Here is a 22,294-nt window from a genome sequence, read left to right as displayed (position 1 = left end):
AAAAATACAAGGAGACCTCCAGATGAAACGCCGTGACATCCTCATCGCGCCCCCCGCACTGGCCGCGCTGGCCTTTGCCGCCGGTGCCCGTGCGCAGGTCGGCAACGCGCCCGTGCGCATCCTCGTCGGCGCGCCCGCCGGCGGCTCGACCGACACGCTCGCGCGCTCGCTGGCCGTCAGCATGGGCCCCGCGCTGGGCCGCACCGTCATCGTCGAGAACAAGCCCGGCGCAGGCGGCAACATCGCCGCCGACGCGGTCGCCAAGGCCGCGCCCGACGGCAACACGCTGCTGCTGAGCTTCACCAGCCACGCCATCAACGCCACGCTGTACCCCACGCTGCCCTTCGACCCAGTAAAGGACTTCACCGCGCTGACCTGCGTGGCGACCTCGCCGTCCATCCTGGTGGCCAGCCCCAGCCTGCCGGTGAAGGATGTGCGCGAGCTCATCGCGCTGGCCAAGGCCAGGCCCGGGCAACTCAATTTCGCCATCGGCGCGGTGGGCTCGTCGCTGCACATGGCGGGCGAGGCCTTCAAGATGCAGTCGGGCGTGGACATCGTGAACATCCCCTACAAAGGCACCGCGCCCGCCGTGCAGGACCTGCTCGCAGGCCAGGTGCAGCTGATGTTCGCGGCGGTGGGCAACGTCAAGGCCCACATCCAGGCCGGCAAGCTCAAGGCGCTGGGCGTCACCACGGCCAGGCGCCTGCCCGCGTTCCCCGACGTGCCGGCCATCGCGGAGGCCTTGCCCGGCTACGAGTCGAGCGCGTGGTTCGGCCTGTTCGGCCCGGCGCGCCTGCCTGCCGAGGTGGCACGCAAGCTCAGTGACGCGGCGCGCCATGCGCTGCAGCAGCCCGACATGCTCAAGCGGCTGGACACCGAGGGAGCCGTCCCGGTCGGCAACTCGCCCGAGCAGTTCGCCGCGTTCGTGCAGAGCGAGATCCCGCGCTGGGCCAAGGTCGTCAAATTCTCAGGAGCCAAGCCGGAATGAGCCCTTCCGCAGCAACCCGAATGCCAAGGCGGACAGCGCCGCAGACACTGGCGCAGAAGCTCATCGCGCGCGCGAGCGGTCGCGAGCAGGTGGCCGTGGGCGAGATCGTGACCTGCGGCGTCGACCTCGCCATGTTCCACGACTCCTCGGGCCCGCGCCGCCTGAAGCCCATGCTCGAGGAACTGGGCGCGCAGATCTGGGACCGCTCGCGCATCGTGCTGGTGATGGACCACTACGTGCCCGAGCGCGACGACGACTCGCGTCGCATCGTGCGCATCGCGCGCGACTGGGCGCGCGAGCAGCAGTTGCCGCACGTCTACGACAGCCAGGGCATCTGCCACGTGGTGGTGCCGCAGCACGGCCACATCCGCCCCGGCATGCTGTGCGTGGGTGGCGACTCGCACTCGCCCACGGGCGGGGCATTCGGCGCCTACATGTTCGGCGTGGGCAGCACCGAGATGCTGGGCGTGGTCGTCACCGGCGAGATCTGGCTGCGCGTGCCCGAGACCATCCGCATGTGGTGGGACGGCGCGCTGCCCGCGGGCGTGACCGCCAAGGACATGATGCTGCACATGATCGGCCGCTTCGGCATGAATGGCGGACGCTACCAGGCGGTGGAGTTCGCGGGACCGGCGGTGGCCGCGCTGTCGATGCAGGAGCGCATGACGCTGTCGAACATGAGCGCCGAGCTGGGCGCGCAGGCCGGGCTTATCGCGCCCGACGAGACCACGGCCGCCTTCCTCGAAGGCGCGGGCGCACCGCGCGCCGACACGGCGCGCTGGTTCACGGACGAAGACGCGGACTTCACGCGCCACCACTTCGACGCCGCCACGCTGGAGCCGCACATCGCCGCGCCACACAGCCCGGCCAATTCGCACGGCGTGAGCCGCTATGCGGGCATGCACGTGGACGTGGCCTACATCGGCGCGTGCACCGGCGCCAAGCTCGACGACCTGCGCGCCGCGGCGCAGGTGCTGCGCGGGCACAAGGTGGCGGCCGGCATTCGGCTGATCGTCGCGCCCGCCAGCATCCAGGACCAGGAGCAGGCGCGCGCCGAGGGCGTGCTGCAGGCGCTGATGGACGCGGGCGCCGAGCTGTTTCCGACCGCGTGCGGTGCCTGCTCGGGCTATGGCGACCCGATGGGCGACGACATCACCGTCATCTCGACCACGGCGCGCAACTTCAAGGGCCGCATGGGCTCGCCGACCGCGCAGGTGTACCTGGGTTCGCCCTACACGGTAGCGGCCGCGGCACTGCGCGGCTGCGTGACCGATCCGCGCGAGGTGCTGGCATGAGCGTCACCCGGGCCACCCATCGCGTCTGGCGCCTGGGCGCCGACATCGACACCGACCTGCTCGCGCCGGGCCATGCCATGAAGCACGGCATCGACGTGATCGCGAAGCACTGCCTGGAGGCCATACGGCCCGACTTCGCCGCGGGCGTGGAGCCCGGCGACGTGCTGGTGGCCGGGCCCAACTTCGGCATCGGCTCCTCGCGCGAGCAGGCCGCCGCCGTGCTGGTGCAGCTGGGCGTGACGGCGGTCATCGCGCCCTCGTACAGCGGCCTTTACTTTCGCAACGCCTTCAACGTGGGCCTGCTGCTGCTGACCTGCGCCGAGGCAGAGACGCTGAGCGAGGGCGAGCAGATCGCCCTCGACACGGGCTCGCCCGAAATCGTCGCGCCCGGCGCCCGGCGCCTGGCCTGCGAGCCGGTGCCCGGATTTCTCATGGACATGGTCCGCGCCGGCGGATTGTTGAACCAGCTTCGCCAGCGCACTGGCCGCCCCGCCTTCACGAAAGCCCCCGATGCCTGATCCTTCTTCCGCCCCGACCCTCGACCCCGTCACGCTCGCCGTGCTGCGCGGCCGCCTCGAGCAGGTGGCCGACGAAATGGACGCCACGCTCTATCGCAGCGCGTTCAATCCCATCATTGCCGAGGCGCACGATGCCTGCCACGGCCTCTACGACGCCGTCACCGGAGACACGCTGGTGCAGGGCAAGTCGGGCCTGCCGGTGTTCGTGGGCGCCATGGCCTTCGCGGTGCGGGCCACGGCCAAGGCCGCCGACGCCCGCGGCGGGATGAAAGACGGCGACGTCTGGATCAGCAATGACGCCTACGACGGCGGCACGCACGCCAACGACTTCAAGCTGGTCAAGCCCTTCTTCCGCAACGGCAAGCTGTATTGCCACATGGCCTCGGCCGCCCACTGGCACGACGTCGGCGGCGCGGTACCCGGCAACTACAACCCCGCCGCCACCGAGTGCTGGCAGGAGGCGGTGCAGATCCCGCCGGTGCGTATCGTGCGCAACGGCGAACTCGACGCCGACGTGCTCGCCATCCTGCAGGCCAACACGCGCCTGCCCGACAGCCTCTGGGGCGACCTGAACGGCCAGCTCGCCGCGCTGGAGCTTGGCGCCAGGCGGCTGAACGGCCTGCTCGACGAGTACGGCGACGATCTGGTGCTGAACGCGCTGGGCGAACTGCGCGGCCGCGCGCTGCGCCTTATGCGCTCGCACATCGCCTCGCTGCCCGACGGCCGCTACAGCTTCGAGGACGTGCTGGACAACGACGGCATCGTCAACGAGCCGCTGACCATCGCGCTCGACATGACCGTGGCGGGCGACCGGCTCACGCTCGACTTCTCGCGCACTTCGCCGCAATGCGCTGGCCCGGTGAACATCTCGCGCGCAACCGCGGTGGCTGCCTGCTACGTGGCGCTCAAGCACCTGTTTCCCGACGTACCCGCGAACGCGGGCGTGCTCGACGCGGTGGACTTCGTGATTCCCGACAAGCTCGTGATCAGCTGCGAGCGCCCGCGCCCGGTCGGCGGCTACACGGAGACCATCCTGCGCATGATCGACGTGATCTTCAGCGCCGCCGCGCAGGCCGATCCCACGCGCGCGGTGGCACAGGCCTACGGCACCATCAACGCGCTGTCGATTGCCGGGCACCGCAGCGACAAGGGCCGCGAGGGCCAGCGCTGGGTGATGTTCAGCTTCTTCGGCGGCGGCCACGGGGGCCATTCGAGCGGAGACGGCCTGGCGCACGGCAACGCGCCCATCTCCACGGCAACGATTCCGCCGCTCGAGATTCTCGAAGCCGCGTATCCCGTGCGATTCACCGAATGGTCGCTGCGCGCCGACTCCGGCGGCGACGGCCAGCACCGTGGCGGCCTCGGGGCCGTCTATGAAATCGAGCTGCTCGAGAAGGATGCCGAGGTGTTCGTCTTCGGCGAGCGCGGCACTTCGCCGCCCAAGGGCATCGCGGGAGGCGGCAGCGGTGCCGTCAACGTGTTCCGCTACGAGAACGCCGGCGAATGGCACACGCCGCCCATGGTGTCGAAGATGCGCGGCATCACGCTGGCGCGTGGCGAACGCGTGCGCCTTGAAACCCCCGGCGGCGGCGGCTGGGGCCACGCCGCCGAGCGGCCCGCGCAGCAGCGCGCGGCCGATGTCGCCATGGGTTACGTGAGCGGCGGCAACGACAAGAAAGCATCCCAATGACTTCCCCTGGCAAATCCCTGGTCGTCGGCGTCGATGTCGGCGGCACTTTCACCGACCTCTTCGTGCTCGACGAAGCCAACGGCACCGCGCGCATCGTCAAGGTGCCTTCCACGCGCGGCGAAGAAGCGCGCGGCTTCATGAACGGCGTGGCGCGCGTGGCCGATTCGGCCGCGGCCATCGCCACCATCGTGCACGGCACCACGGTCGGCACCAACGCACTGCTGGAGCGCAAGGTGGCGCGCACCGGCATCATCACCACGCGCGGCTTTCGCGACGTGCTCGAGATGCGCCGCCGCGACCGGCCGCAGACCTGGGGCCTGCGCGGCAGCTTCCTGCCGGTGGTGCCGCGCGACCTGCGCCGCGAGGTCGACGAGCGCGTGCTGGCCGACGGCACGCTGCACACGGCAGTCGACCTGGAGCAGGTGCGCGCCGAAGCACGTTCGCTGCTCGAAGCCGGCTGCGAGGCGGTGTGCGTGTTCTTCATCAACACCTACGCCAACCCCGAGAACGAGCGCCTCGCGGCGGCGGCGGTGCGCGAGATCTGGCCGAACCCGCACGTCACCTCGGCCAGCGAGGTGTTGCCCGAGATCCGCGAGTTCGAACGCTGCTCGACCGCAACCCTCAACGCGGCGCTGCAGCCGGTGGTGGGCAGCTACCTGGGCCGCCTCGAGAGCGACCTGCGCGCGCAGGGCTTCGCGGGCGAATTGCTGGTGGTGCAAAGCAACGGCGGCGTGATGTCGCGCCAGACCGCGAGCGACCTGCCGGTGCGCACCGCGCTCTCGGGCCCGGCGGCGGGCGTGATCGCCTGCGCGGCGATCGCGCGCGCGACGGGCTTTCCGAACGCGATCACCGGCGACATGGGCGGCACCTCGTTCGATGTGTCGCTGGTGGCGAACGGCGAGGCCGCGCTGGCGGCGCAGACCGCCATCGAGTTCGGGATGGTGATCCGCTCGCCGATGATCCAGATCGAGACCATCGGCGCAGGCGGTGGCTCGATCGCGTCCGTCGACGCCAGCGGCATGCTCCAGGTCGGTCCGGAGTCGGCGGGCAGCGTGCCTGGGCCGGCCTGCTATGGACGAGGCAACATGCGCCCGACGGTGACCGATGCCAACGTGCTGCTCGGGCGCATCGCCGCCGACCGGCCGCTGGGTGGCGGCTTGCTCGCGGCGCTGGATGCGCAGAAGTCGCGCGAGGCCATCGAGACACACGTGGCGCGCCCGCTGGGGCTCGACGTGCATGCGGCGGCGGAAGCGATCCTGACCGTGGCCAACGCACGCATGGCCGGCGCGATCCGCCTGGTGTCCATCGAGCGCGGGCACGACCCGCGGCGCTTCGCCTACATGCCCTTTGGCGGCGGCGGTGCGCTGCATGTGTGCGCGATGATGCGCGAAGTGGGCGTGGCCACCGGCATCGTGCCGCGCTACCCCGGCGTCACCTCGGCGCTGGGCTGCGTGATCGCCGACATGCGCCATGACGCGGTGCAGACCCTCAACACGCCGCTGGCGGATCTCGATGTGGCCGACCTGCGGCGCCGCATCGACGAGCTGGCCTCCAGCTGCCAGCAGCGGCTGGATTCTTCGGGCGTGCGCTTCGACGAAGTGCGCGAGGTGGTGGCGCTCGACATGCTCTATGCGGGCCAGACGCACACGCTGCCGGTGACGATGGCCGACGCGGGCAAGACGCCGCTGACCGCCGCATCGATCCGCGCCGCCTTCGAAGCCGCTTACACCGCCGCCTTCGGCCGCGTGCTCGACGGCATCGCGATTCGCGTGATGAACCTGCGCTATGCGCGCATCGGCGTGCGCCCCAAGTTCGACCTGGCCGTGCTGGCGCCAGAAGGCGAGGGCAGCACTGCGCCGCTGGGCACGCAGCGCGTGTTCCACCAAGGCCAGTGGCACGACGCCGTGCGCTACGCCCGCCTCGGGCTGCCGGTGGGTGCGCGCATCGACGGTCCTGCCGTCCTCGAGCAGGCCGACACCACCGTGTGGCTCGAACCGGGCTTCCATGCCGAGGTCGATGCGCACGGGAATCTGCTGGTGAGGCCGTCATGAGCGAAGGCAAACCCATCGTCGCGGCCAAGACGGCGCTGATCATCATCGATCTGCAGAATGACTTTCTGGACCCGAAAGGCGCCTACGCGCGCGGTGGCGATTCCAATCCGCCCGCGCTGCTGTTGCCTGCCCGAGTGGCAGTCGTCGCACGCGCGCTCAAGGCGGCCGGCGGGCTGGTCGTCGCGAGCCAATTCACGCTGTGGCCCGATGCGGCCGGCGAACCGATGGTGTCGCCGCATCTCAAGGCGCTGCGCCCCTACCTGACCAAGGGCGACTTCGCGCCCGGCAGTTGGGGTCAGGCGAACGTGGATGCGCTCGCGGGCCTTGTCGACGTGACGGTCAGCAAGGTCGCGTACTCGGCTTTCTTCAACACCCAGCTCGACTGGGTGCTGCGCCGCGCAGGCATCGACACGGTGGCCGTGTGCGGCATCGTGACCAACGGCGGTGTGGCGAGCACCGTTCGCGACGCCCACATGCGCGACTACCGCACGCTGGTGCTTGCGGACGGCTGCGCGGCCTTCGGCGAGGAGCGCCATCAGACCTCGCTGGCCGACATGCGCAACGTGGCCGAGGTCACGGCTTGCCAACCCTTCGCTGATTCGCTGGCATGACGATGGCGCCTGTGCGAACCATTCGCCGCGCGGCGTTGCTTCAGGCCGACGCGCATGTGTCCGTGGCCATCGTCGGAGGCGGGGCCTGCGGACTCACGGCCGCGCTGATGCTGGCCGACGCAGGCGTCGATTGCGTGGTGCTCGAACGCGGTGCGCAGCCGGGCGGATCGACGGCACTGTCCTCGGGCTTCATTCCCGCGCCGGGCACGCGCGTGCAACGCGAACACGGTGTCGACGACAGCGCCGCGCGATTCGCCGCCGACATCCAGGCCAAGGCGCACGGCAGCGCCGCGCCCGTGCTCGTCGATGCGTATGTGGCCGCGATCGGCCCGGCCCTCGATGCGCTGCAGGCGCTCCACGGCTTCGACTGGACGCTGCTCGACGGCTTTCTCTACCCCGGCCACAGCGTGCGCCGCATGCACACGCTGCCCCAGAAGACCGGTGCCGCGCTGATGGCAAGGCTCCAGGCGGCGGCCGAAGCCGCGGGCATTCCGGTGCTGACGCAAGCCGTGGTCGAGACGCTGGTGCTCGACGCCGACGACCGCGTGATCGGTATTGACTACCTGCGCCCCGACGGCCGGCGCGAGACGCTAGGCTGCGATGCGCTGCTGCTGGCCTGCAACGGCTTCGGGGGCAATGCGCAGATGGTGCGCTCGCTGCTGCCAGAGATGGCTGAGGCCGCCTTCGGCGGGCACGTTGGCAACGACGGTAGCGCCGTCCTCTGGGGACAGGCGCTGGGCGCGCGGCTGCGCGACCTGGGCGGCTACCAGGGGCACGGCTCCTGGGTCACGCCGCAGGGCGCGCTCATGTCGTGGGCCGTGATGATGGAAGGCGGCGTGCAGATCAACCGCGAGGGGCGCCGTTTCCACGACGAGACACAGGGCTACTCGGAGGCTGCGGTCCATGTGCTGGCACAGCCCGGCGGCGTGGCATGGAACGTGTTCGACACACCACTGCTCGCGCTGGCACGCAGCTTCCCGGATTTTTGCGATGCCGAAGCGGCCGGTGCCTTGCGCCGCTGCGAGTCGGCGCACGAACTGGCCGCCTGCATCGGCTGCGACGAAGCCGTGTTGCAAGGGACGCTCGACGCACTGCGAGACAGCACGCCGACACCTGACGGCCGCGTGTTCGCACGCGCGCTCGATGCGCCGTATTTCGCCGTCAAGGTGACGGGCGCGCTCTTCCACACCCAGGGCGGCCTCGACATTGCGGCCGACACGCGCGTGCTGCGCGAGGACGGCACCCCCTTGCCCAACCTGCTGGCCGCGGGCGGCGCGGCCGGTGGCGTTTCCGGCGACGCGGTGTGGGGCTATCTCTCCGGCAACGGACTGCTGAGCGCCGTGGCTGGCGGCTTCATCGCGGCGCGCACGGCAGCCGCGCTCATTCGATCCAAGGAGACGTCCGCATGACGAATCACAACCTCAAGAGCCGCCTGGCAAAGCCCGACGTGGTGCTGGCCCCCGGCGTATACGACGCGTTGAGCGCGCTGGTGGCCGAACAGGCCGGCTTCGAGGCGCTGTACCTTTCAGGCGCGTCCATCGCCTACACGCGGCTCGGCCGTTCCGACATCGGCCTGACGACTTTCACCGAGGTGGCCGACACGCTTGCGCACATCACCGAGCGCGTGCGCCTGCCGGTGATCGTCGACGCCGACACCGGCTTCGGCAATGCACTGAACACGCAGCGCACCGTGCGCGGTTTCGAACGCGCGGGCGCGGCCATGATCCAGATCGAGGACCAGACCTTTCCCAAGCGCTGCGGACACCTCGACGGCAAGGCTGTGGTGCCCGAGCGCGAGATGGTCGGCAAGCTCAAGGCCGCGCTAGACGCGCGCGCGTCGAGCGACACGCTGATCCTGGCCCGCACCGACGCAGTGGCGGTGGAAGGGCTGGACGCCGCGCTGGACCGGGCCGAGGCCTACCTCGCATGCGGTGTGGACGCGCTCTTCATCGAGGCGCTGCGCTCGCCCGAGCAGATGGATGCAGCCTGCAGTCGCTTCGCGCACCGGGTGCCGCTGCTGGCCAACATGGTCGAAGGCGGCAAGACGCCGATCCAGGATGCGGACGCGCTGCAGAAGCACGGTTTTCGCATCGCCATCTTCCCGGGCGGTACGGCCCGCGCGGTGGTGCATACCCTGCAGGGCTACTACGCGAGCCTGCACCGGCACCGCACCACGCAGCCCTGGCGCTCGCAGATGCTGGATTTCGACGCGCTCAACGAGGTGATCGGTACGCCGGAGCTGATGCGGGTCGGAAAAAGCTACGGCGAATGATTGGCGTCGCCGGCAGGACCCGACGGCCCGGCCACGCGCCTCGCACTGGCGGCAATCCGCCGAAGCAGGTCCAGAGGCGCGATGGGCTTGTAGCAGATCGGGATCCCTCGCAAGGACGTGAGCGCATACGAATTCAGCGACTCGCCGGTGAGGATGAGGGTGGGCACATCGCCCCAGTGCGCTTGCATCAGTTCGATCGCATCGAGCGCGGTTTTCCCGTCCGGCAAGCGATAGTCGCTGAGCAGGACATCGGGCGCCCGCTCGGTCAGGGGCAGTTGCTGCCGCATCTCATCGATCGACCCCCAGGCTTCGTACAACACGCCGTGCGCGCTGAATACCGCGGCGAGCGACTCCCTGACCAGTTCATCATCCTCGAGCAGCACGACATACTTTCCGCGGCTCGCTTCGACGCCGCCGGCCATGAAGTCGTCGAGTGGAATGGCGTCGAAGGCCGGTGCGATCACGGATGCCGGAATCTCCAGCGTAAAGGTACTTCCCACACCTACCTCGGACTGGATGGAGAGCTGGTGGCCGTCGAGCAGGTCCAGCATGGCCGAGACGATCGACAGCCCCAGGCCCACGCCCTTGTCCGCCGCTTCCGCATGTTGATTGTTCAACTGGACGAAGGGTCGGAAGATGATGTCGCTGCGCAGTGCCTCTTCGGATATTCCGAGGCCGTTGTCCTGAATGGCCAGGCGCGTGTGCTGTCCATGCAGCGTCAGCAGGAGGCGCACGTGGCTGCGGCGTCCCCCTTCCGCGGATCGGTACTTGATGCCGTTGCTGATGAGATTCAAAAGAATGCGCTGAAGGAAGTGGCGGTCGCTCCTCACGAACACCGGCTTCCCCGGGGGCGGATCGAATTCGACCCAGGTGTCGCTTTCGTGGGCGATGGCCCTGGTTTGCTCGACCGTTTCCCTGACCAGCGGCACCAGGTCGAAGTCGGACAGTTCCGCCTTCACGAAGCCCGACTCCAGCCGCGAGAGATCCAGGATGGCGGCCAGTTGGGAGCGCATGTTGCCGGCTGCGCGGGTCGCCATCCGGGCCAGGCCAAGGGCATCGGCCGTGTGACCCGACTGAATGGCTTCACCGATGGGTTCGAGTGCGTTCCCGATCACTTGCAGCGGCTGGCGCAAATCGTGAATGGCATCGGCCAGGAAGCGGGATTTCCGCTGGTCCCTGCGCTCGGCATCGGTGCGCAAACGGTCCTTGATTTTCAGCAGCAGCTCGGAGCGCTCCTGCTGCACGCGCATGGAGTCCGCCAGCGTTGCGTTGGTCTGCGCAAGCTCCGTCGCGATGGAGCGCTGGCGGCGCTCTTCGAGCAGCCTGTGGGCCAACGCCGCCGAGAACAGAAGAACCGCAAGTGCCGAGCCCACCTGCGGCGCCACTTCGAAATTGATGGAGGTCTCGAAATGCGCGGTGACTCCCAGCATGTCCAGCGTGTGCAGGGCGGCGCCGATCAGGACACCCGAGAACGTCACCAGGAAGACGCGGGCGTGGGCATGGCCGGCCCGGGCCTGGCCGAGCGCAAGACCGAAGCAGACCAGGATGGACACGAACTGCACCAGGAACGCCATGCGAACGGCTTGTGGAAAGGGCAGCCCGCTCGCTCCCATGGCCAAGGCGACCGCCAGCAGCACCGGCGCCCAGTGCCACCGCCGCGGCGTGTTTGCGGCATTGCTGACGAACTGCATCGTGAAAGACGTGAAGAGCCCGGCGGCGAGAAAGAGAAACACGATCCGGGACCAGTCGTTCCATACCGTGGCCTCGGGCCAGAGATACTGGAACGCTATGCCGTTGTAGCTGAGGACGAATCCCGCGGTCATCAGGATCCATCCGACGTAGTAAAAGTAGATGCGCTCGCGCACGATCAGGAAGATGATGAGGTGGCAGAAGAAGAGCCCGCCCATCAGCCCGACGTAGATGCCATTGACCAGCAGCGCCAGGTGTTCGGTCTTCTCGAATTGCCGCGGTTGCCACACGCTCAGGGGAAAGCGCGTCGCGCCCTCGGTCTGCACCCTCGCGAGAATCTCGATCCTGTCGCCGGGCTGCACGGACACGGGCACGACGAAGCTTCGAGCGTTGTGGGGGCGCTGCTCGAAGGCTTGCCTGTCCCCCAGGCTCCACCGGGTCCAGGACGCAGAAGCGCCGACCTTGACGTACAGGTCGAGGTGATCGAGCAAGGGGTAGCCCACCTCGACCATCAGGGTGCCCGAGTCTTCGGAGCCCGCGGTGAGCGGATCGCTCCTGAACCAGTAGGGCGCCGTTGCGAAGCCATAGCTGGCCGATGACCAGGGCCTGCGTTTCCAGGCATTTTCGGGAAGCGCCGTGACCTCGGACAACGAAAGCGGCGTGCCGTCTTCGACCAGGTAGTCCACCTGCGGCATCCTGTGACCGCCATCGGCCGAGGCGGCATTGCAGGCAAGCACCAGCGCGCAGCAGAAGAGCATTCGAAGAAGGCCCGCAATCGCGGCAATCGCGGCCTTCGCGGCCTTCATGAACCCTCCGAGCCCGGCACGGCAATCCGTATGCGCCGGCGCGACACCTCGATCAGCAGTTCCGTGCGCCGGGCCACGCCGAAGAATCGCAGCAGGTCCGAGACATAGCACTTTCGGACCGTCCCTTCGCTGATGCCCATGCGATTGGCAATGGCCTTGTTGGGCAGGCCCTGGCACAGGTAATAGAGAACCTCGCGCTGCCTCGGCGCCAGCCCCAGGGATGCGGCGGTGCAGCCATAGGCGCCCGCGGCGGTCTCGTTCCTGGGAGCGCGCTCGAGGATCGAATCTGGAAGATAGATCCCGTTGTTGAGAACCGTCTCGATGGCGGCAGAGAAGACGCCGCCATCTCCGGTGGCCTTCGTGATGTAGCCCGATGCGCCCTGCGCGATGCAGGACAGAACCATCGCACGGTCGTCGTCGCCCGACAGCATGATGGCGTGGCAGGGCATTTCGCGTTCTCGCACGAAACGCAGGACGTCCAGGCCGGAGGCCTCCGAGCCGAGGTGGATGTCGATGAAAACGAACTGGAACGAGGTGGCTGCCAGACGTGCAATCGCCCCTTGATACGAGGATTCCTCGTGCACCCGGTAGTGCGGTGCGGCCTTCTGCAAAAGGGAGCGCATGCCGGCGCTCACGAGCGCCTGGTCTTCGACGATCAGCACGTCGGCCGTTGTTCCTGCGTCGAAGTTCCCGTTTTCCATCATCCTCGACGCCATCGCCGTCGCCCCTGAGTCACCGAATTCACCGCCAGCCTGATCACGCAGGGCACGTCTCTCGCGACGAACGACGCGAATCCTCAGCACTCTAGCAGGGCCGCCCGAGGGATCGGTGACTCCCTCCCAGGACGCCGGGCATGACATATGTCAGATGCGTTGTGGGTCACCACTGCCGATAGATAGGAGGCAATAGACATGGGCGCGCCGCCACGTACCGTGCCGGCCCCGCCCCGCCCCGCAACCTGGACCCAACTGCCATGACGCCCCTCAGAAACCTCCGAATCTCCGCCAAGCTGGCAATTGCCTTTCTCAGCATCGTGCTGCTGATGATCGTGATGGCCGTGTTTTCGATCCACCGGCTCGACCGCTTGAATGATCAGACCAATTTCATGGTGACGTCGCGAATGGCGAGCGTTCGCGATGCGGGCCAGATGAGCGAGATCGCAAACCGGGTGCGCCTGCTCGAATTCCGCCTGGCAACGATGCCGGCGGCCGAGGCCGCGGCGGTCCGGCAGTCCATCGCCGAGACCAACAAGGCCTACGACGACATCGACAAGGCCTATCCGGCCTCGATCGGCGATGCGACCGAGCAATCCATCTACGACCAGGTGAAGGCCCGGCATCCGGCATGGACTGCATCGCACGCCAGAGTCGAGCAGCTGATCCAGGAAGAACGGCGAGCCGATGCCGTCGACCTGCTCAATGGCGAGGCTCGGGAGACCTTCCTGGCATTGAGGGAGTCACTGGCTCAACTGGTCAAGCACAACGAGGACCGTGCCAAGGCCGAGGCCGAAGAGAGCAACCAGACGTTTTCCACCGGCTTCTTCCTGATCGCCTCGGGCACCGGCGTTGCCATCTTGCTGGCCGTGCTGTTGTCGTGGAGCGTCGCGCGGGGCATCGTGATGCCGCTGAAGGAAGCCGTTGGCCTGGCAGAGGCCGTCGCGCGCGGTGACCTCACCCAAAGCCTGAGCTCCGACAGCAAGGACGAAGTGGGCGACTTGCTCAGGGCACTCGCGGCGATGCGAGACAACCTGATCAAGACCCTTACCGGCATGCGCGAGAGCAGCGATTCCGTGGCCACGGCGAGCGCCCAGATCGCCTCGGGCAACGTCGATCTTTCCAGCCGCACGGAGCAGACGGCCGGCAGCCTTCAGCAGACCGCGGCATCGATGGAGGAGCTCACCACCACCGTCAAGACAGCGTCCGAAGCCGCATTGCAGGCGAACCAATTGGCACAGGCCGCCTCGCAGGTCGCGGTGCACGGCGGGGAAGTCATCTCGGAAGTGGTGGAGACCATGCGCGACATCCACGGGAGTTCGCAGAAGATTGCCGCCATCATCGGCACGATCGACGGCATCGCTTTCCAGACCAACATCCTGGCACTGAACGCGGCCGTGGAAGCCGCCAGGGCGGGCGAGCAGGGAAGGGGCTTCGCCGTGGTGGCAAGCGAGGTCCGCAATCTCGCGCAGCGCAGCGCGGTCGCAGCAAAGGAAATCAAGACGCTGATCGAGGCGTCGGTCGACAAGGTGGGGTCGGGCACCCAATTGGTCAACGATGCAGGCGCGACGATGGGCAAGATCGTCGAGAGCATTCAGCGCGTCTCCCACACCGTCAGCGAGATCAGTGCAGGAGCGGTCGAGCAAGCGGCCGGGATCGACCAGATCAACTCGGTGGTGACGCAGCTGGACCAGATGACCCAGGAGAACTCAGCGCTCGTCGAAGAATCGGCTGCTGCCGCGGAGAGCCTCAAGAGCCAGGCGGAACGGCTCTCTTCGCTTGTCGAATTCTTCAAATTGGGGACGGGCTGGCGAGCAGAGCGCGCCGAGACGGAGCTCTCCTCCAGCGCGACGCACGGCGCCGGGTGGCGTGCCGACGAAAAGGGCGCCACGGCATCCGCTCGGGGGCAGCGCATTTCCAACGGCGCATCGGCCCTGCCCGTGCTCGGCCCCAGGAAGGGCGGCCAGCGCGAGAGCGACAGGGACTGGGCCACTTTCTGATTGGCTGCTACCGGGAGCGTGGCGCAGTATCGGCCGTCGAGGGAGTGACAGTGGTCGGCATCGAGGCGGTTCCCTGAGCGGTTTTTTTCTCCCTGGCCTCTACCAGCGCCGAACCACTGTCGAAAGGCAGTGTGCTCGGCGCAGGTGAAGTCAGGGTGAAGTTTGTGCAAGGGTTCCGTGAAACGATACCAAGTGTCCTGTTACACGCCACTTGCCCTGCAACGGATGGGCGCCTGCGGGTGATCGGCCGGTTGCCGAGGCTCTGCAGAAATTCGCCAGCAGCGAGACAATCGCCCTGTCTTGTCCGCCAGGCGGGCGACGGCCACTACCCGAACCCCTCTGCGCATGTCATCCCCGCCCGCCGCTTCGACCTCTTCCCCCGCGTCTTCATTCTCCCTGTGGCGCATCGCCGTACCGGCTTTTGCGCCCTCGCTGTTGTTCGGATTGGGCGAGGGCGCCATCCTGCCGATCGTGCCGCTGACGGCGCGCGGCCTGGGGGCTTCCGTGCCCATGGCCGCACTGGTGATCGCGATGATCGGCATCGGCTCGCTGCTCAACAACATCCCCGCCTCCATGATCACGATGCGCTGGGGCGAGCGCTGGGCCATCGTCGCAGCGGGCGTGTGGAGCGGTCTCGGCATGCTCCTGTGCGTGCTGACGTCGCATCTGGGCCTGTTTGCCACGGGATGCTTCATGGTGGGGATGTCGCAGGCGGTCTACAACCTGGCGCGCCAGAGCTACATGACCGAAGCCGTGCCTGTCGAATACCGGGCGCGGGCACTGTCGACGCTGGGCGGCGTCATGCGCATCGGCATGTTTGCCGGGCCTTTCCTCGCGGCGGCCGCGGTGCATGCATTCGGGCTGCAGGCAGCTTATGTGGTCGGCATCGTGGCTGTGATGGGGGCCGCCGCGATAGGCGCCCGCATCCCCGACCTCGAGGTGCCAACGGTCCCGCCCGGGCAGGCGGCACCCGCCTCGACCTCGGTCATCTCGACGCTGCGGGATCACCGCCACGTATTCCTCACGCTCGGCATCGGTGTGGTCCTGGTCAGCGCGGTGCGCGCTTCGCGCCAGGCCGTGATTCCTCTGTGGGCCGACCATCTGCTGCTGGCTCCCTCGGTGGCTTCGCTGATCTACGGTCTTGCAGGCGGTATCGACATGCTGGTGTTCTATCCGGCCGGCAAGGTAATGGACAGGAAAGGCAGGCGCTGGGTCGCGGTGCCGTCGATGCTGATCATGGGCTTGGCCATGCTGCTGATGCCCTTGACGTCCGGCGCCCTGACGCTGTTGCTCGCGTCATTGGCCATCGGCTTCGGAAACGGTATCGGGTCCGGGATGATCATGACCCTCGGCGCCGACCAGTCCCCACGCCACGGGCGCGCCCACTTCCTCGGCATATGGCGCTTGATGTCCGACATCGGCTCCTCGTGCGGTCCGGCGCTGCTGTCCCTGCTGGCAGGCGGGCTGTCGCTGGCTGCGGGGATCGCCGTGACCGGGCTGATCGCATTTGCCGCGGCTGGGACGCTGGCGTACTGGATTCCGAGGCACAGGAGTGCCGGTGGGGTGACGCCGAGCGCGACGAGGTAGGGCGCGAAGAGGTAGGGCGCTTTACCGCGACCCCCGCCGGTGCTGGGCCAGGGACAGCGCGGCCAGTTTCTTTTTTGCACTTTGCAGCAGCCCGAGCCGCTCGGCCGGCAACTGCGCCTTGGTGTCGCCCGGCGCGATGATCTCGAACGCCGAAGCGCCCGCCAGTTTGGCCGCGAGCGTGTCGTGATCGGCGAGGCCATTGAATCTGGCGGCGGAGATCACATGCACCTGCAGATGCCGATGAAGGGCCTTCGACAGCTTCTTGCAGGCCGCCGTCATGGCGGTCTCGTCAGGCGTCACGGCACCATGCACGATCAGCAGTTCTATGACGTTGTCGGCGTCCTCTCCCAGGACGAAGGCACGCACGACCGAGTCCTTGAACTTGGAGCGCAGCATGGCGCGGATCGGCTCGGCCGCGGCGAACGACTTCAGCGCGATGCTGCGCAGTTCGCCGTAGAAGACGAACGAACGGTCCAGCTTGACGGTCTCGGGTTGCTCTGCCGCCGCCTTCTGCCTGGCGAGGATGCCGCTCTTGACGAGGTGTTCCAGCGTCTGGCCCACCTCGCCCGGCTCCTGCTTGGTTTGCCGGGCCAACTCGTCCGCCGAGAACGGTTGATCGGGGGCCGCATACAGGACCTGCATGAGCTTTTGCACGGCGGGGGACAGGAGAAAATCTGCAGCACTCACGGGTGTTTCGATTCGTTCGGCTTTGTTGGAAAGGCGTGGATTATGAAGTTGCCGGGCCGCCCCGAAGCCCGGCGCAAGTCCGGCGCTTCTCGCCTTGCGACCTTCCGCGATCAGGGTTTGCCCCAGTCTTTCGGCATGTCGATCCTGAGGAGGCTCGGTCGACGTATCCATTGAGGGTCTTCCTCTTTTTCTTCAGGAGCAGCAACCATGGCTACCAACACCGTCCGTCTTCATCGCGTCATGCGCACCCCGCCGGAGCGTCTCTACCGGGCGTTCCTGGAGCCCAGTGCATTCGAGCGCTGGCTGCCACCGTTCGGATTCACCGGAAAGGTCCACGCCATGGAGCCCGTGGTCGGGGGCGCCTGGCGCATGTCCTTCACCAACTTCGGCACCGGGCACGGCCACTCGTTCGGCGGAAAGTATCTGGAACTTGTCCCGCACAAGCGCATTGCGTACGACGCGACCTTCGACGATGCCAATCTTCCGGGCACCATGAAGACGACGGTGACGCTGACCCCGGTGTCCTGCGGCACGGAAATATCGGTCGTGCAGGAAGGTATCCCTGAGGTGATTCCCGTGGAGATGTGCTACCTGGGCTGGCAGGAATCGCTCGTCGCCCTAGCGCAGCTGGTGGAGCCGGACATCCCAGGCTAAGGACTCGGCCGCTCATGGCTCACCGCGCGGCATAAACATCGGGCTCGCCGAACCGTCTGTGCAGGAAGCGGCGTTGTGCTGGCGTCGCGGCATCCATTCATGCCACCAGCGAACGACGACGTGAACATACTCTCTCCCTTCCGTGTGCCCGTACGGGGCCTGTGCGTGGCCGCCCTGGCAATCTCCTGCGCCGTCTTCGGTGCCGCCCCGGCGTCGGCTCGCGGCGAGGCACCGGCGGCCTCCATCGAGATCCGGCGCACCACCGACGGCATTCCGCACGTACGCGCCGGCAGTTGGCGCGGGCTGGGCATCGGCTACGGCCAGGCGCAGGCCGAGGACGCGTTGTGCACGCTCGCCGATGCCTTCGTCACTTACAGCGGTCAGCGTTCGCTGCACTTTGGCGCCGAGGCAAGGCCTCGAACGCGCTCGACGTTCGGCGAGCCTGCCAATCTCGACCTGGATTTCTTCTTCAGGGCCTTCGCAGGCCCCGAGGCGGTCGAGGCGCTCAAGCGCGAACAGCCGGCCGACCTCAACGAACTCATTGCCGGCTACGCGGAGGGCTACAACCGCCATCTGCGGACGCTGCAGGCACGCAAACCCGGGCGCGGCGCGTCGTCGCATGCGTGTGCCGGCGCACAGTGGGTGCGAGACATCGGGCCCGAGGATGTCTACCGCCGCATGATCGCCGCCGGACTGGCCGGTGGATACACGCGCTTCGTTTCGGAGATCGTGAATGCCAAGCCCGCGGCCGCCGCGCCGCCCGTGCCGGCGGACAAGCTCTCACTGTCTTCGCGGCTCGACATCCCGGTGGGCGACGCGCGCGGCATCGGCAGCAACGTGCTCGCATTCGGCCAGGCGGCGACCGGTGAGCGCGGCGGCGTGCTGTTCGGCAATCCGCACTGGTACTGGGGCGGGCCCGACCGCTTCTACCAGGCGCACCTCACGCTGCCGGGCAAGCTCGACGTGGCAGGCGTGTCCTTCCTCGGCATTCCGGTCATCATGATCGGCTTCAACAACGACGTGGCGTGGAGCCACACGGTCTCCGCCGCGCGACGCTTCGGACTGTTCGACCTGACGCTGGACCCGGCCGACCCCACGCGCTACCTGGTCGACGGCCACTCCGAACCCATGCAGGCCCAGCCGCTCGCCGTGGCGGTGCGCAGGCCTGACGGCTCGGTGGACCTGGTGCGCCGCACGCTCTATCGCACGCGCTTCGGCCCGGTGGTCGACCTGGGGGCGCGCAATCCCGCGCTGGCATGGAGCGCGCGAAAGGCGCTGGCGATGCGCGACATCAATGCCGACAACCCGCGCATCTTCCGCAACTTCTTCCGCTGGGACCAGGCGCGTTCGCTCGACGAGTTCATGGCCATCCAGCGGGAAGAGGCGGCCATGCCGTGGGTCAACACGGCGGCCATCGGGCGCGGCGACGGCCGGGCCTGGTACGCCGACATCGGCGCGGTACCCGGCGTGCCCGACGACCTGCGCTCGGCCTGCGCGACGCCGCTGTCGAAGGCGCTTGCCGCGCTCGACCCCGCCATGCCGGTGCTCGATGGCAGCCGGTCTGCCTGCGAATGGCAGTCCGCGAAGAATTCGGTGCAGCCCGGTACCATGGCTGCCGACCGCATGCCCAGCCTGCTGCGCGAGGACTACGTCGCCAACATGAACGACAGCTACTGGCTCACGAACCCGGCGCGGCCATTGACGGGATTCGCGGCGATCCTCGGAGGGGAGGGCCAGCCGCTGTCGATGCGGGGGTGGGAAGGGCATCGCATCGCGAGTGAACTCGCCAGCGCCGGCGCGAACTCGGCCAAGGCATTGGCGGACCGCGTCATGCAGAAGACGTTGGAAGCCCGCGCATCGACTGCGGATCGGTTCAAGGCAGCGCTGCTCGGCGGCGCCTGTGCGAAAGACCAGGTCGATATCCGGCGGGCCTGCGACGTGCTGCGGCGCTGGTCCAACCGCGCCGATGCGAACGACCGGGGCGCGCTGCTCTGGGATGCTTTCTGGACCCGGGTGCAGAAGATTCCGGCCGAGGACCTCTATGCCCAGCCGTTCTCGGCGTCGGCACCGTTGCAGACGCCATCCGCGATCCGTGCAACGGACCCGCGCGTGGCCTCCGCGCTGGCCGGCGCGGTCGAGGACATGGCGCGCAACGGCTGGGCGCTGGATGCGCCGCTGGGCCAGCAGCGCTTCGCCCGCAGCGAGGGGCGGAAGGTACCCCTTTTCGGCGGCTGCGACGCCGAAGGCTATTTCACGGTCGCTTGCGCCAACGAAGGCGACTACGCCATGGACGATCGCTCGCACGGCAACAGCTACCTCCAGGTCGTGTACTTCGACCGGCACGGTGTGCAGGCACGCACGCTGCTGGCGCACGGCGAACGCGAAACCGCTGTGACCGACGGCAGCGGACTGGGCCCGGTGGCGCGCTATGCGCGCAAGGACTGGCTGCGCTTTCCGTTCCGCGAGGAAGACATCGCGCGCGATCCGCAGCTCAGGCGCGTGACGGTGCGTCCCTGAGGCGGCGCCAGCGCAATCGCCCGCCTGTCTCGCTTTGGGCTGTTCAAACGTCTTTAGGTTAAGAGACAGGGAACAGCTCGGGAATCCGGGCCTTCTTCCGTCACAAAATAGTAATAGTTCTCATTTGTATTGTCTACAGTGAATACTTCAGGAGTACCCATGGAAATGTCGCTGCAGCCATCCGAACCCACGTTGGCGGAGGTCTTCATCGCAAACCGTGCCCAGCTCCAGCGCGTCGCGCAAAAAATCGTCCGAACGGCGGACCTGGCCGACGAAGTGCTGCAGGACGCGTACCTCAAGCTGGCCGACGGCGCCTCCCTTCGCGAGGTGCGCAAGCCGCTCGGCTACTGCTGCCAGGTGGTGCGCAACGTGGCCTTCGACTATCACCGCCATCATTCCGTCGAGGCCAGCTACCGCACCTATTGTGAGGACGTGGAGCTTGTCAGCCCCCCGAGCAACGATGCGCCTGAGCGCCTGCTGGACGGGCGCCAGGCGCTGGCCGCGATCGACCGCGTGCTCGAGGCGCTGCCCGCGCGCACCCGCCTGGCCTTCGAGCTCAACCGCTTGAGCGGCATGACGCAACGCGAGATCGGCGTGCGGCTCGGCTGCTCCGCCACGCTGGTGAACTTCATGATCAAGGACGCCGACGCAGCCCTCGAAAGCTGCCGTCACCTGGTGCAGGGCGGCTGACCCCGCATCCCATCGGCGATACGATGGGCCGATGACAAAGGACAAGGATCACGACCCGGTCTGGCAGGCCGCATGGACCTGGGTGCGTCGCCAGCACGAGCAGCGCGGCAGCCTCGACGAGGCAACGCGCGACGAGTTCATTCAGTGGCTCGCCGCGGATCCCCTTCACCGCAAGACCCATGACGAAGCGGCCCGCCTCTGGCTGCTCGTGGGCCTCGTGCCGCCCGCCAACGACGTTCCTCCGCCGGAAGATCCACCGGACGACATCGCCAGCCGCTAACCGCGGCCGCCGACCTCCGCGTCCCCATTCGCGACCGATTTCCGCGGCCATGCCGCGGCGCAGCCGTGCCCGCGCATACCGCAGCGGAAATGGTTGACAGCCCTAAACACCCGGCCTCCCGCCCCGTCATGTATCGCAAAGGGAAGGGGTGTGCGAAGCCTCTTGCCTGTCGTCTCAACAACCCCAAGAGGACCGCACATGTCTACCAGCTGCTTCGACCGCGAGGACGAAACCTTCATCGTTCTGGTCAACCACGAAGAGCAATATTCGATCTGGCCGCAATGGAAGGCCGTGCCCGGCGGATGGAAGGCCGTCGACGGCATCCAGGGCGACAAGAAGACCGTGCTCGAGTACGTCGAGAAAAGCTGGACCGACATGCGTCCCAAGTCGCTGCGCGACTGGATGGCGCAGCAAGACAGCAGCAAGAGCGAATCAACCGCCGCCTGAGCGAATGCAGGCGCCCCTTTCCCTGCTGTGCCTGCCTTGCGCGGGCGCCAGCGCAACCATGTACCTGCGCTGGCGCCGCCTGCTGCCGCGCTGGATCGAGGTCGTGCCGGTCGAGCTGCCCGGTCGTGGCCAGCGTCTGGGCGAGGATTTCGTCGAAGACTTCGATACCCTCGTCGCGCAGCTGTGCGCCGAGCAGGACGCCGCGCTGCGCGGCAATTTCGCGCTCTTCGGCCACAGCATGGGCGCCTTGCTGGCCTGGGGCATTGCGCAGCGCCTTCGCGTCGGCGGCCGGGCCCTGCCGCGGGCCTTGCTCGTATCGGGCAGCGCAGCGCCTTCGCAGCGCGATCCGGACCGTTTCGTCGACATGGACGATGACGAAGCCCTCATCGGCGACCTGCGCAAGCAGGGTGGCACGCCCGAGGAGCTCTTCGCCAGCCCAGAACTGCTGCGCATGACGCTCGACACGCTCGCCGCCGACTACCGCGTGTGCCGGAGCTTCGAACATCCCGGCAACGCGCCGCTGCCCGTTCCGCTGCATGCCTTCGCCGGCCGGCAGGACGACGTCGAGCCCTGGCGCATGGAGGCCTGGTCCGGCGAGACCGCCCATCCCGGCTTCACGCTGGACTGGTTCGAGGGCGGCCATTTCTTCATCCGGCAGGACGAGACCCCGGTGCTCGCCGTACTGGCGCGGCGCCTGGCCCAGTCCGCGGCGGGAGGAGTCCATGCGCCCCGTGCCTTTGCCTGAGCTGCCGTCGCCGGGTCTCGCCGCCTTGCCGGCCCGGCCAATCAAGGAACCGAT

The 22,294-nt window shown here is 67.9% G+C and carries 19 protein-coding genes; 16 read left to right on the top strand and 3 right to left on the bottom strand.

Features of this window, described 5'->3' with window-relative positions; all coding sequences use genetic code 11:
* Positions 1–22: 22 nt before the first annotated feature.
* Genes ACWV14_RS36325 through ACWV14_RS36290 form a run of 8 tightly spaced genes read left to right on the top strand, consistent with a single transcriptional unit; the run spans position 23 to position 9,425 of the window.
* Positions 23–988: a tripartite tricarboxylate transporter substrate binding protein gene (locus tag ACWV14_RS36325; RefSeq protein ID WP_454908671.1), complete on the top strand. Its 966-nt coding sequence runs from the start codon at positions 23–25 to the stop codon at positions 986–988.
* Positions 989–1,008: 20 nt separating this feature from the next.
* Positions 1,009–2,283, top strand: coding sequence for a 3-isopropylmalate dehydratase large subunit (locus ACWV14_RS36320; RefSeq protein WP_454908670.1), 1,275 nt, complete (start codon positions 1,009–1,011; stop codon positions 2,281–2,283).
* On the top strand, positions 2,280–2,801 hold the full coding sequence (locus ACWV14_RS36315; protein ID WP_454908669.1) for a LeuD/DmdB family oxidoreductase small subunit: 522 nt from the start codon (positions 2,280–2,282) through the stop codon (positions 2,799–2,801). Before ACWV14_RS36320 ends, ACWV14_RS36315 begins: the two co-directional genes overlap by 4 nt.
* Positions 2,794–4,491, top strand: a complete 1,698-nt coding sequence (locus tag ACWV14_RS36310) for a hydantoinase B/oxoprolinase family protein (RefSeq protein ID WP_454908668.1) — start codon at positions 2,794–2,796, stop codon at positions 4,489–4,491. The genes ACWV14_RS36315 and ACWV14_RS36310 overlap by 8 nt, the downstream gene beginning before the upstream one ends.
* Positions 4,488–6,542: a hydantoinase/oxoprolinase family protein gene (locus ACWV14_RS36305; RefSeq protein ID WP_454908667.1), complete on the top strand. Its 2,055-nt coding sequence runs from the start codon at positions 4,488–4,490 to the stop codon at positions 6,540–6,542. The genes ACWV14_RS36310 and ACWV14_RS36305 overlap by 4 nt, the downstream gene beginning before the upstream one ends.
* Positions 6,539–7,153, top strand: coding sequence for a cysteine hydrolase family protein (locus ACWV14_RS36300; RefSeq protein WP_454908666.1), 615 nt, complete (start codon positions 6,539–6,541; stop codon positions 7,151–7,153). Before ACWV14_RS36305 ends, ACWV14_RS36300 begins: the two co-directional genes overlap by 4 nt.
* Positions 7,150–8,562 (top strand): FAD-dependent oxidoreductase, encoded by a 1,413-nt coding sequence (locus ACWV14_RS36295; RefSeq protein WP_454908665.1) that lies wholly within the window; start codon positions 7,150–7,152, stop codon positions 8,560–8,562. The genes ACWV14_RS36300 and ACWV14_RS36295 overlap by 4 nt, the downstream gene beginning before the upstream one ends.
* Positions 8,559–9,425 carry an isocitrate lyase/PEP mutase family protein gene (locus ACWV14_RS36290; RefSeq protein WP_454908664.1) on the top strand — a complete coding sequence of 289 codons (867 nt, stop codon included), beginning with the start codon at positions 8,559–8,561 and terminating at the stop codon, positions 9,423–9,425. Before ACWV14_RS36295 ends, ACWV14_RS36290 begins: the two co-directional genes overlap by 4 nt.
* On the opposite strand, the gene ACWV14_RS36285 is transcribed toward ACWV14_RS36290, so the two are convergent.
* The gene (locus ACWV14_RS36285) at positions 9,413–11,920 is read right to left on the bottom strand and encodes a 7TM diverse intracellular signaling domain-containing protein (RefSeq protein WP_454908663.1); all 2,508 of its coding nucleotides are present in this window, start codon (positions 11,918–11,920) and stop codon (positions 9,413–9,415) included. The two genes, ACWV14_RS36290 and ACWV14_RS36285, sit on opposite strands and share 13 nt — an antisense overlap.
* Positions 11,917–12,723, bottom strand: coding sequence for a response regulator (locus ACWV14_RS36280; RefSeq protein ID WP_454908662.1), 807 nt, complete (start codon positions 12,721–12,723; stop codon positions 11,917–11,919). Before ACWV14_RS36280 ends, ACWV14_RS36285 begins: the two co-directional genes overlap by 4 nt.
* 170 nt (positions 12,724–12,893) lie before the next feature.
* Between ACWV14_RS36280 and ACWV14_RS36275 the strand changes: the two genes are divergently transcribed.
* The gene (locus ACWV14_RS36275; protein ID WP_454908661.1) at positions 12,894–14,633 is read left to right on the top strand and encodes a methyl-accepting chemotaxis protein; all 1,740 of its coding nucleotides are present in this window, start codon (positions 12,894–12,896) and stop codon (positions 14,631–14,633) included.
* Between the two features lie 345 nt (positions 14,634–14,978).
* Positions 14,979–16,220 (top strand): MFS transporter, encoded by a 1,242-nt coding sequence (locus tag ACWV14_RS36270; protein ID WP_454908660.1) that lies wholly within the window; start codon positions 14,979–14,981, stop codon positions 16,218–16,220.
* Between the two features lie 21 nt (positions 16,221–16,241).
* Here the strand turns inward: ACWV14_RS36270 and ACWV14_RS36265 are convergent, their stop codons facing one another.
* Positions 16,242–17,078: a hypothetical protein gene (locus ACWV14_RS36265; RefSeq protein ID WP_454908659.1), complete on the bottom strand. Its 837-nt coding sequence runs from the start codon at positions 17,076–17,078 to the stop codon at positions 16,242–16,244.
* A gap of 36 nt (positions 17,079–17,114) precedes the next feature.
* Here ACWV14_RS36265 and ACWV14_RS36260 point away from each other — a divergent pair, with 36 nt between their 5' ends.
* From ACWV14_RS36260 to ACWV14_RS36235, 6 genes are all read left to right on the top strand, one after another.
* Entirely contained in the window at positions 17,115–17,561 is a 447-nt protein-coding gene (locus tag ACWV14_RS36260) for an SRPBCC family protein (RefSeq protein WP_454908658.1), read from the top strand.
* Between the two features lie 126 nt (positions 17,562–17,687).
* On the top strand, positions 17,688–20,078 hold the full coding sequence (locus ACWV14_RS36255) for a penicillin acylase family protein (RefSeq protein WP_454908831.1): 2,391 nt from the start codon (positions 17,688–17,690) through the stop codon (positions 20,076–20,078).
* A 159-nt stretch (positions 20,079–20,237) separates the two neighbouring features.
* A complete protein-coding gene (locus ACWV14_RS36250) occupies positions 20,238–20,768 on the top strand; it encodes a sigma-70 family RNA polymerase sigma factor (protein WP_454908657.1) in 531 nt (176 codons plus the stop codon).
* A 31-nt stretch (positions 20,769–20,799) separates the two neighbouring features.
* A complete protein-coding gene (locus ACWV14_RS36245) occupies positions 20,800–21,048 on the top strand; it encodes a FecR/PupR family sigma factor regulator (RefSeq protein WP_454908656.1) in 249 nt (82 codons plus the stop codon).
* Positions 21,049–21,246: 198 nt separating this feature from the next.
* Entirely contained in the window at positions 21,247–21,495 is a 249-nt protein-coding gene (locus ACWV14_RS36240) for an MbtH family protein (protein ID WP_454908655.1), read from the top strand.
* Between the two features lie 4 nt (positions 21,496–21,499).
* The gene (locus tag ACWV14_RS36235; protein ID WP_454908654.1) at positions 21,500–22,240 is read left to right on the top strand and encodes a thioesterase II family protein; all 741 of its coding nucleotides are present in this window, start codon (positions 21,500–21,502) and stop codon (positions 22,238–22,240) included.
* The last annotated feature ends 54 nt before the right edge of the window (positions 22,241–22,294 follow it).

It is taken from the genome of Variovorax durovernensis (assembly GCF_977011995.1).
Note: the sequence above shows the minus strand (reverse complement) of the source record. Positions and strands in the feature narration are given on the sequence as shown.